This window comes from Herbaspirillum sp. CF444, assembly GCF_000282135.1.
GTDB lineage: Bacteria > Pseudomonadota > Gammaproteobacteria > Burkholderiales > Burkholderiaceae_D > Herbaspirillum.
Genome location: NZ_AKJW01000099.1, coordinates 1 through 9,743, shown reverse-complemented (window position 1 = coordinate 9,743; position 9,743 = coordinate 1). Strand labels below are relative to the sequence as shown.

Genomic DNA, 9,743 nt, shown 5'->3' with positions numbered 1-9,743 from the left:
GCGTTACGAATCGGGGTCAAGACGCCCAGTCTTGACCCCGATTCGCGCCTTGCACTTCATCCCAAACAGGGCAAGCTCGCACTCACGCCTATTTATGAAATGAGTTCTACAAACCGAACGGCGCGGCATCGCCTCGCCCCTGCCGCACCAGCACCGGTTCGCTGTCGTCGCTGAGATCGATGACGGTGGTCGGTTCCAGGCTGCAGGCGCCGCTGTCGATGACCAGCTCGACCTGCTTTTCCAGGCGATCGCGAATTTCTTCGGCGTCGGTCAGCGCATCGTCCTGATCGGGCAGGATCAGCGTGGTGCCGATCAGCGGCTGGCCCAGCTCGGCCAGCAAGGCATGGGCGATCTGGTTTTCCGGCACGCGCAGGCCGATGGTCTTGCGCGACGGATGGCTCAGGCGGCGCGGTACTTCCTTGGTGGCTTCAAGGATGAAGGTATACGGCCCCGGCGTCGCCGCTTTGAGCAAACGGTATTGGCGGTTGTCGACCTTGGCGTATTGGGCAATTTCGCTGAGGTCGCGGCACAGCAGGGTCAGATGATGCTTTTCGTCGACGCCGCGGATCCGGCGCAGGCGTTCCACCGCGTTCTTGTCGTCGAGCTGGCACACCAGCGCATAGCAGGAATCGGTCGGCAAGGCGACGATGCCGCCGCCCCGGAGGATCTGCGCGGCCTGCTTGATCAGGCGCAGTTGCGGGTTGTCGGGATGGATCTGGAAAAACTGACTCATGCATCCTTCGTTTCAAAATCGAATACGGTTTTCAAAAAGGCAAAACGGCGGTTGCAACACCGCCGTTTGTTTGCCGCATTGCGGCTTATCGCTGGCCGCGCAGCGCAGCGATACGCTGCTCCAGCGGCGGGTGGGTGGAAAACAATTCCATGAAACCCGGCTTGTCGTTGATGCCCATGGCCGCCATCGATTCCGGCAGACCGCTGACGGGGATGCCGCCCAAGCGCGCCAGCGCATTGATCATCGGCTGCGGACCGCCGAGCAATTTGGCGGAGCCGGCGTCGGCGCGGAATTCGCGATGGCGCGAAAACCAGGCCACGATCATCGAGGCACCGATGCCGAACACGATCTGGCAGACCATGACCGTCACCATGTAACCGATGCCGGGGCCTGAGTTGTCGTTGTTACGGCGCAGCGCCGAATCGACGAAGTAACCAACCACCCGCGACAGGAACACCACGAAGGTATTCACCACGCCCTGGATCAGCGTCATGGTCACCATGTCGCCGTTGGCAATGTGGGCGACTTCGTGGCCGAGCACGGCTTCGACTTCTTCCTTGGTCATGCCTTGCAGCAGGCCGGTCGACACCGCGACCAGCGCCGAATCCTTGAACGCGCCGGTGGCGAAAGCATTCGGCTCGCCTTCATAGACGGCGACTTCAGGCATGCCGATGCCGGCGCGCTGCGCCAGTTTGCCGACGATGTTGACCAGCCAGACTTCAGTGGAATTGACCGGCGTGTCGATCACGCGCGCACCCGTGCTCCACTTCGCCATGGTTTTGCTCATCAGCAGCGAAATAATCGAGCCGGTAAAGCCGACGACGATGGAAAACACCAGCAGCATCGGCAGATTCAGACCGGCGCGCGTGAGGAATTTGTCCACGCCGAGCAGCGACAAGATCACGCTCATCACCACCAGCACGGCGATATTGGTCGCGAGGAAGAGGAATATGCGTTTCATCCGGAAAACTCCTATCAGGAAAGTGGTTATTAGATAGGAACAATCGGGGAGAAATCAAGAGATTGCGCCAATTCCCGACGGAATTGATGCTTTGAGAGGCGGAAAAGGCGTCTTTACGAGCTTGAAGACACTTACAAGTCCCAGTCGTGCCATACCGGCGTCAAGCCGTTCGGCAACGGCGGCAAAGCACCCAGATCCACGCGCGACTCGCCCGGGCCATGGAAATCCGAGCCGATCGACGCCAGAAAACCGTAACGCTTGGCGACACGGGCGTATTCTTCGTATTGATCCGGCGTATGGCTGCCGGTGGTGACTTCGATCGCCGCGCCGCCATGCTGCTTGAACTCGTCGAACAAGGCGCCGAATTCCAGGTCGCTGTACTGGTAACGCCCCGGATGCGCGATCACCGCCACGCCGCCGGCGCCGCGGATCCAGTCGACCGATTCTTTCAGCGTGGCCCAGCGATGCGGCACATAACCGGGCTTGCCTTCGCACAGATAGTTGCGAAAAACTTCCTTGGTGTCGGCGCAACGGCCGATCTCGACGATATAGCGGGCGAAATGCGTGCGCGACATCAGATCGGGATTGCCGACATGCTTGAGCGCACCGTCGAAGGCGCCGGGGATGCCGACCTTTTCCAGCTCTGCCGCGATATCGCGACCACGCCGTTCGCGGCCGTTGCGCGTGGAGGCAAGGCCCTTCACCAGCATCTCGTTCTTTTCATCGATGCGCAAACCGACGATGTGTACCGTCTGTCCTGCCCAGGTAACCGAAATCTCGACGCCGGGGATGTAGCGCATGCCGAGATCCTCGGCGGCCTTGCGCGCGACGGCGATGCCGCCAATTTCGTCATGATCGGTCAGCGCCCAGACGTCGACGCCGTTGGCCTTGGCGCGCGCAGCCACCTCCGCCGGCGGCAACAAGCCGTCGGAGACGTTGGAGTGGCAGTGCAGATCGACGTTGAGCATTGTTGGGCAGGCCTTGAAAACGCAAGAAAGATAGCTTCATTGTACGCCGCCGGCGTCTTCTCTGCTGCACTTGCACACGCCGCCGGGAAGGCCTTGCGGCGACCGGACAAAGAGAGCCTTTATTCCGCCAGAAACGCCTCGATCACCGCCGCCAGCAAGGCCGGCTGATCGTGATGGAGCATGTGTCCGGCATCGGGAATGATCTCCGTACGGACGTTGCGGAGGAAGCCGATGCGGCGCTCGATTTCCGGGCGCATCAGTTTGCTTTGCCCGAACCAGCGCCAGATGTCGGTTTCGGCCGCTTCCACCCATAGCACCGACGCCGTGATCTGCGCCCAGCAGGCCGTGACTTCATCGATGCGATACAGCAGCGGATTGGTCCCCTTGTGCGCCGGATCGCCGAGAATCGCCCAACTGCCGTCGTCGTTCTGCCCGGCCCAGTGTTGCGCCAGAAAGGCGGCGCGCTCGCGGCTCAGGCGCGGGTTGGTCTTTTGCAGGCGTCCCATGACCTCTTCCAGCGTCGCATAGCTGCGCATCTCCGGCTTTTCCTGCAACTCGTCGAGCCATTTGGCAAAACGCCCCGGCGCTTGCTCGGGCCTGGTGCCTGGCAGGCCGAAACCTTCCAGATTGACCAGCTTCGCAATGCGATGCGGGCGCACGCCGGCGTACAGGCCGACGACATTGCCGCCCAGGCTGTGACCGAGCAGATTGACGGCTTCGTCCGGGGAATAATGCAGCAGCAAGGCATCGAGGTCGGCCAGGTAATCGGGATACCAGTAAGTGTCGGCCCGGGGGCGCTCGGTCAGGCCGAAGCCGCGCCAGTCGGGCGCGATCACATGCCATTCCTGTTGCAGGCAATCGACCATGAACTGGAACGAGGCCGACATATCCATCCAGCCGTGCACCATGAAAATCCTGGGCGCCTGCGGATCGCCCCAATGGCGTACGTGATATCGCAGCCCCCGGATATCGAGGAATTCGGAACGGGATGGCTTCATGGCGTGTGGCTTCTATGCGATCGGGGAAACCTCACAGTATAAGGCTACCCCGCCCCGCCTGCAGCGGCTGCTGCAGCGATCTATTGCAGATACCGCCCGAGATCGAAGGACGACTTCAACCCTACCGTATGGAAATGTTCTTCCAGCCAGCGTTCGGCGGCTTGCCGACCTTCGTCGTGGAGGCCGTAAATGAAGGACCGCTTGGTATTGAGCTTGCTCATGACATCGAGCTGGCTCATCAGGTCGTTGGCCTCCACCAGATGCATGTTGAGGCGCTTGAGGCGCCGCTCCAGCGTGCCGAAGGCGAACATGCCGCTCTCCGCCTCGCGCTTGGCCAGGGCCAGCCCGCCCAATTCGGTAAAAAATGCCGAGCTGAAACTGATTTCGGACAGGCGCTGGCCGATCTCGTGCGTCGACGTCGGCGTGCCGGGGCGGCTGCATGGGTGCAGCAACACCACCAGCAAGTCGCGTGACGAACACAAATGCAGCAAAGGAAAAATCGGCGGATTGGCGGTCAGGCCGCCATCCCAATAGGCCTCGCCATCGATCTCGACCGGCCGGTGCATGGACGGCAGGCAGGCCGACGCCAGCAAGGCGTCCAGCGTCAGTTCGCGGTCGCGGAAAATCTTCAGCGTGCCGCTGCTGACCTTGGTGGCGGCGATGAACAGTTTGATACTGCTGCGGGTGCGCAAACGCTCGAAGTCGACCTGTTCTTCGAGGATGTCGCGCAAGGGATTGATATCGAGCGGATTGAGCTGCGTCGGCGAAAAGAAACGCGTCATCGCCAGGAAGGCATGCATCGCCGCCGGCGTGGTCTGGGTCAGCAGGCTGGAGCCGCCCGGCATCATCTCCGGCGGCAGGAAGCTGAACGGCTCCTTGATCGCAATGCGTCCCCAGAAAGCCGCCAGCGCCTCGCGCGCGCCTTCACGGCCGCCGACGTTGAAGCCATGCGATAGTACTGTCGCGTTCATGGCGCCGGCGCTGGCGCCGCTGATGCCTTCAAACGCCATGCGACCGTCTTCCAGCAGGCGATCCAGCACGCCCCAGGTAAAGGCGCCGTGCGACCCGCCGCCCTGCAACGCCAATGTCACGATCTTGTTCTGCATGCTGTTCCTTGAGTAACTGTCATTGCGAAGTCACGTCGTCGCGATATGCTTGCGTCGGGATAGTTGTCGCAGGATATTGTCACGACAGGCATGTTATAACATGGTCGTATTGTTTTAATTCGAGCGAGAGAAAATGAAATCCATCTGTGTTTATTGCGGTTCTTCCGCCGGTGCTTCCGAAGTCTATGCGGAAGGCGCGCGCGCCCTGGCGCGGGAAATGGTCAAGGACAACATCGCCCTGGTCTACGGCGGCGGCAACGTCGGCCTGATGGGCATTATTGCAACAGAAGTCATCCGTCTCGGCGGCGAAGCCACGGGCGTGATTCCGAAGGCGCTGCTGGACAAGGAACTGGGCCACAACGGCCTGACCCGCCTGCACATCGTCAAGGACATGCACGAGCGCAAGGCCATGATGGCGGAATTGTCGGACGGTTTCATCGCCATGCCGGGCGGCATGGGCACGTTGGAAGAATTGTTTGAAGTGCTGACCTGGGCCCAGCTCGGTTTCCATTACAAACCGATCGGCCTGCTCAATGTCGACGGCTTCTACAACAACCTGATCGCCTTCATCGAACATCTGGTGTCGCAGCGCTTCCTGACCGCAGAACAGTCGCTGCTGATGATGCATGAGCAGGATCCGGCCGATCTACTGCAGCGTTTCAAGACCTACAAGCCGAGCTATACCAACAAGTGGGCCGACAAGAGCGCGCCTGCCAAGCTGCTGCCGTAGTTAAAGACAGCAACGCAAAAACAAAACGGTCATGCCGGCGCAATGCAGGCATGACCGTTTTTTCATGGGGAAAGGCAGATCAGGAATCCAGCGCCTGCCTGAAATCTTCCACCAGATCGTCCGTATCCTCCAGACCGATCGACACGCGGATCAGTGATTCGGCGATGCCCATCGCGGCGCGGCGCTCCTGCCCCATTTCGTAGAAGATCGTATGCGCCACCGGGATCACCAGCGTGCGCGTATCGCCGAGGTTGCTTGAGGCCACCGCCAGTTGCAGACGGTTCAGGTAATCGAAGCAATCGATGCCGTCCTTCAATTCAAAACTCAGCAGGCTGCCGTAGGAACGGAACAGCTCCGTCGCCAGCGCGTGCTGAGGATGCGACGGCAAACCCGGGTAGTACACCGCCGCCACACGCGGATCGGCATCCATCATCTGCGCCACGGCCAATGCATTGGCGCATTCGCGGTCCTGGCGCAACGCCATGGTTTCCGAACCAACTGCGATGTGATGCGCCGCTTCCGGTCCCAGCGAAGCGCCGAAATCGCGCAAGCCTTTGGCGCGGATCTGCGCCATGCCCCATTGTGCAGGCGCGTTCTTCTTGTAGCTGTCGGCGATGTGCGGATAACGCGTCCAGTCGTACAAGCCGGTGTCGGTCAGCGCGCCGCCCAGCGCATTGCCGTGGCCGCCGATGGACTTGGTCAGCGAGTTGACCACGAGGCCGGCGCCGACTGCCTTGGGTTGAAACAGGTAAGGCGAGGTCATCGTGTTGTCGACGATGTACAGGATGCCGCGCTCGCGGCACAGGTCGCCGATGCGCTTGAGATCGGCGATCTGGGTGCGTGGATTGGCGATGGTTTCGACGAAGACGATACGCGTCTGCGGCGTCAGGGCGGCTTCCACCAGCTTGACGTCGGTCGCATCGACCATGGAGACGCGCGCGCCCTGTGCATGCACCGTCATCCACATGCTGTTGGTGTTGCCGAACAGGAAAGCCGAGGACACCACATGATCGCCTTCGCGCAGCAAACCCTGGATCACGGCGCCGATGGCGGCCATGCCGGTGGCGAAACAGATGGTCGACAAGCCGCCTTCCATTTTGTTGACCTTGTCTTCCAGCGCCGACACGGTCGGATTGCCCTGGCGGCCATAGCGATAACCGGATTGCTTGCCCTGGAAGACTTCAGCCAGCTGGCGCGCATCCTTGTAACCGAACGCCACGGAAGTGTGAATCGGCTTGTGCAGCGAACCGTGCTCGATGTCCTTCTGGCGGTCGCTGTGCAAAATGGTGGTGGTAAAACCGTAGTTCTTCTTGTCGTTCATAGGTATGGATACAAGGGCGATAAATAAGACGGTAAATCATGGGAGAACAGTGATGATAAGCCAGTTCGCCTGCTGCCGCAGCATTGCTGTCGGCAACGAACGGAAAGACCAATGAAAAACGCCGGATGCTGCGACAGCAATCCGGCGTTTTTCCGTTCTGGAACGTGGATGAATTTAGTCCACGCGCGCCAGGTTGAGATTAAGTTGCGAGCGCACGGCATCTTCCAGCGCCGGCTTCGGGTTCTTGCGGGCGAACTCGAGACGGTCGAGGTAGTCGCGCGAGATATCGCCGGTGATGTAGTTGCCGTCGAAGCACGATGCTTCGAAGTTCTTCAGCGCCGGATTGACGTCGGAGATCGAACGCTTCAGGTCTTCCACGTCTTGATACACCAGCGCATCGGCGGTGATTTCACGGCAAACTTCCTGGTCGGTGCGTCCGTAAGCAATCAGTTCATCGCGTGTCGGCATGTCGATGCCGTAGACGTTCGGGAACTTCACCGGCGGCGCAGCCGAAGCGAAAATCACGCGCTTGGCGCCGGCTTCGCGCGCCATCTGCACGATCTCGCGGCTGGTGGTGCCGCGCACGATCGAATCGTCGACCAGCAACACGCTCTTGCCCTTGAATTCGGAACCGATGGCATTGAGCTTCTGGCGCACGGACTTCTTGCGCAGGCCCTGGCCCGGCATGATGAAGGTACGGCCGATGTAGCGGTTCTTGATGAAGCCTTCGCGGTATTCCAGGTTCAGCTTGAGCGCCAGTTCCATCGCGGCAGGACGCGACGAATCGGGAATCGGCATGACCACGTCGATCTCGCCGCTGGCGATTTCGCGACGGACCTTCTCGGCCAGGTATTCACCCATCTTCAAACGGCTGGCGTAAACCGAAGCGCCGTCGATGACCGAGTCGGGACGGGCCAGGTAGACGAATTCGAAAGCGCAAGGATTGAGCGTCGGGTTGTCGGCGCATTGCTGGTTGTACAGCTTGCCGTCGTTGTCGATGAAGATCGCTTCGCCCGGCATCACGTCGCGCAGGAAGCGGAAACCCAGGCCTTCCAGCGCCACGGATTCGCTGGCCAGCATGTATTCGGAGCCCTTGTCGGTTTCGTTGAAACCCAGGCACATCGGACGGATGCCGTACGGATCGCGGAAGCCCAGCAGGCCGTAACCGGCGATCTGCGCCACCACGGCATAGGAACCGCGCACGCGCTTGTGCACCATCGCAACGGCCTTGAAGACGGCAGCCGGATCCAGCGAATAACCGGTCGTGGCTTGCTGCAACTCATGCGCAAACACGTTGACCAGCACTTCGGTGTCGGAATCGGTATTGAGGTGGCGGCGATCGTTCTTGAACATCTCGACCTTGAGCTGTTCCGCATTGGTCAGGTTGCCGTTGTGCGCCAGGATGATGCCGAACGGCGCATTGACGTAGAACGGTTGCGCCTCTTCTTCGCTCGAGGAGCTACCGGCGGTCGGATAACGCACCTGGCCGAGGCCGGTGTTGCCCGGCAGCGAACGCATATTGCGCGTACGGAACACGTCGCGCACCAGGCCGTTAGCCTTGTGCATCGAGAAACCGTTTGCGTGATTGGTTGCGATACCGGCTGCATCCTGACCGCGGTGCTGCAACAGCAGCAGCGCATCGTAGAGCAACTGATTGACTGGACTATGGGAAACGACGCCGACAATGCCACACATGGTGGACTCCTAAACGAGAAACAAACGAAGAAACAAAACGAAAAAACAAAATCAAAAATGGACGTGCTGCGCGAACTGGCCCGGCAAGTAAGGTTTGACGGTCTCCGCGGCGGTTTCCGCCAGCGGGCTCAACCTCGCCTCTTTCCAGAACGGCTGCTGCGGAATCGACGTCGTACCGCACAACAACACCACCGCCAGCACGATCACCGCCCCGCGCGCCAGGCCGAACACCGCACCAAGGCTGCGGTCGATCAGCGACAGGCCGCTCGCCTTGACCACTTCGGACATTGCCCTGGTCACCAGGCCCATCAACAGGCGCGTACCGATGAACAAGGCAATGAATCCCACAATCAATCTTGTCGATTCGCCCGGAATCACGTCGGGCAACATCGTCGCCAATGTTTCACCATAGGCGTTGGCGACGACTAATGCAATTATCCAGCTGGCCAGCGACAGCACTTCCCTGACCAGTCCGCGCAACATGCTGATGATCACCGAACAAACCAGCACCAGCAATACCAGATAATCAAATATCGTCACAATAACAACATAAGCAATATGCGACCGGTCATCGCGAAATTCAAGCCGGAACGATGGTGGCGTTCAGGCCGAGCTTATTGATCTTTACCCGCATCTTGTCCGCTTCGTCGCGGGTGGCAAACGGGCCGACGCGAATGCGCGTGCGGTCGCCCGACTGGGTCGCCACTTTTTGCGTAAATGACTTGATGCCGGCGCTGCTCAACTTGCCGCGCAGTTCGTCGATTTTCTCTTGCGTCGCCAGCGCGGCGACCTGGATCACGAATTTGCCGCCCGTGGCAGCCGGTGCCGGCTTCTTGTCGGCGGTCGCAGGCTTACCTTCCAGAATGGCCAGCGCGCGCGCGGCGTCATCGGGCTGGTCCGCGGCCTTGGGCTTGGCGGTTTCCTTCGCGTCTTTCTTGTGATCGTCCTTGTGCTCGGCAGGCTTGGCAGCGCTCTTGGTATCTTTTACGTCTGATTTGGCGTCGGCTTTAGTGTCTGCCTTGGCGGCAGCCTTGGGCGCTTCAGGTTTTTCGGCCGGTTTTTCGGCAACCGGAGCAACTGGTTCGGACGGTTTGGCCAACTGAGCGTTGGCCGGACCGGAAGGCATGGCCGGAGCGCCGGGAGCGATGGCCGGCTTTTCGGCAGCAGGCGCCAGCGTTGCCGGATCGACAAACTCTTCCTTCGGCTGTGCGGCTGCCGCTGCCGCTGCCGG

Annotated in this window: 10 protein-coding genes; 1 reads left to right on the top strand and 9 read right to left on the bottom strand. The window is 60.5% G+C overall.

What is annotated here, in order from left to right:
* Positions 1 to 106: 106 nt before the first annotated feature.
* The 5 genes from PMI16_RS22000 to PMI16_RS21980 all read right to left on the bottom strand — a co-directional run bounded on the left by PMI16_RS22000 (position 107) and on the right by PMI16_RS21980 (position 4,766).
* Positions 107 to 733, bottom strand: coding sequence for an L-threonylcarbamoyladenylate synthase (locus tag PMI16_RS22000; protein ID WP_007883722.1), 627 nt, complete (start codon positions 731 to 733; stop codon positions 107 to 109).
* 85 nt (positions 734 to 818) lie between these two features.
* A complete protein-coding gene (gene htpX, locus PMI16_RS21995) occupies positions 819 to 1,694 on the bottom strand; it encodes a protease HtpX (protein ID WP_007883720.1) in 876 nt (291 codons plus the stop codon).
* 131 nt (positions 1,695 to 1,825) lie between these two features.
* Entirely contained in the window at positions 1,826 to 2,662 is an 837-nt protein-coding gene (locus PMI16_RS21990) for a 3',5'-nucleoside bisphosphate phosphatase (RefSeq protein ID WP_007883718.1), read from the bottom strand.
* Between the two features lie 119 nt (positions 2,663 to 2,781).
* Complete coding sequence (locus PMI16_RS21985) at positions 2,782 to 3,660, bottom strand: alpha/beta fold hydrolase (protein WP_034381851.1); 879 nt, start codon at positions 3,658 to 3,660, stop codon at positions 2,782 to 2,784.
* An 80-nt stretch (positions 3,661 to 3,740) separates the two neighbouring features.
* Entirely contained in the window at positions 3,741 to 4,766 is a 1,026-nt protein-coding gene (locus PMI16_RS21980; protein WP_007883716.1) for a patatin-like phospholipase family protein, read from the bottom strand.
* A 133-nt stretch (positions 4,767 to 4,899) separates the two neighbouring features.
* On the opposite strand from PMI16_RS21980, the gene PMI16_RS21975 reads away from it, so the two are divergent.
* Positions 4,900 to 5,496, top strand: coding sequence for a TIGR00730 family Rossman fold protein (locus tag PMI16_RS21975; protein ID WP_007883715.1), 597 nt, complete (start codon positions 4,900 to 4,902; stop codon positions 5,494 to 5,496).
* A gap of 79 nt (positions 5,497 to 5,575) precedes the next feature.
* Here the strand turns inward: PMI16_RS21975 and PMI16_RS21970 are convergent, their stop codons facing one another.
* The 4 genes from PMI16_RS21970 to PMI16_RS21955 form a co-directional block, all read right to left on the bottom strand.
* Positions 5,576 to 6,817, bottom strand: a complete 1,242-nt coding sequence (locus PMI16_RS21970) for a cystathionine gamma-synthase family protein (RefSeq protein ID WP_007883714.1) — start codon at positions 6,815 to 6,817, stop codon at positions 5,576 to 5,578.
* A 174-nt stretch (positions 6,818 to 6,991) separates the two neighbouring features.
* Entirely contained in the window at positions 6,992 to 8,512 is a 1,521-nt protein-coding gene (gene purF / locus PMI16_RS21965; protein WP_007883712.1) for an amidophosphoribosyltransferase, read from the bottom strand.
* Between the two features lie 51 nt (positions 8,513 to 8,563).
* Positions 8,564 to 9,052 (bottom strand): CvpA family protein, encoded by a 489-nt coding sequence (locus PMI16_RS21960; RefSeq protein WP_007883709.1) that lies wholly within the window; start codon positions 9,050 to 9,052, stop codon positions 8,564 to 8,566.
* Positions 9,053 to 9,092: 40 nt separating this feature from the next.
* Positions 9,093 to 9,743: SPOR domain-containing protein (locus PMI16_RS21955; protein ID WP_007883708.1), on the bottom strand; the 651-nt coding region annotated here is incomplete at its 5' end.